Consider the following 712-nt stretch of genomic DNA (forward strand, 5'->3'; position numbering starts at 1 on the left):
CCTTTCGGGAGAAACAGGAAGCAGTTTAGAGCCAACCCAAGCAGGTACTTATGAAGTTATAGTAACAAATGTAACCACAACATGTAATAACTCAGATACGACTATAGTCGAAGAAAGTGAGCCACCAACAGTAACCTATGAATTATTAACAGAAGCCTTTGCAGATGTTCACAACATAGAAGTTACAGCCACAGGAAACGGAACGGTAGCACTATATGAATTTAGTTTAGACGATGGACCATGGGAAAGTAATATCCCAAACAACGGAAGCTTTACCTTTACAGATGTAGGAGCAGGCGATCATATAATAACAGTAAGAGATATAAACGGATGTGGAGAGCGAAGTGTACCAGTATCAATCATGGACTATCCACACTTCTTCACACCAAACGACGATGGGTTTAATGACACATGGAACATCTACGGGATCGGCAATCAACCAGATGCAGTTATTTACATATTTGATCGTTACGGAAAGCTAATAAAACAGTTAAGTCCAACCGGATCAGGATGGGATGGAACCTACAATGGTAACCCAATGCCAACCAGTGATTATTGGTTTACTGTAGATTACAAAGAGCAAAATGATACCAGCAACACCAGAAAACAATTTAAAGCGCACTTTACCTTAAAACGTTAAGACGCTTTAAAAACTAATAGTAATACACAAAAAAAAAGCCTGAACATTATGTTCAGGCTTTTTTTTATAAAG

The 712-nt window shown here is 38.3% G+C and carries 1 protein-coding gene; it reads left to right on the forward strand.

The features are described from left to right. Positions 1-640 (forward strand): T9SS type B sorting domain-containing protein (locus JAO71_RS15725; RefSeq protein WP_203001728.1); only part of this gene is annotated, 640 nt, incomplete at its 5' end. Positions 641-712: the final 72 nt, after the last annotated feature.

The organism is Olleya sediminilitoris (assembly GCF_016785945.1).
Lineage (GTDB): Bacteria > Bacteroidota > Bacteroidia > Flavobacteriales > Flavobacteriaceae > Olleya > Olleya sediminilitoris.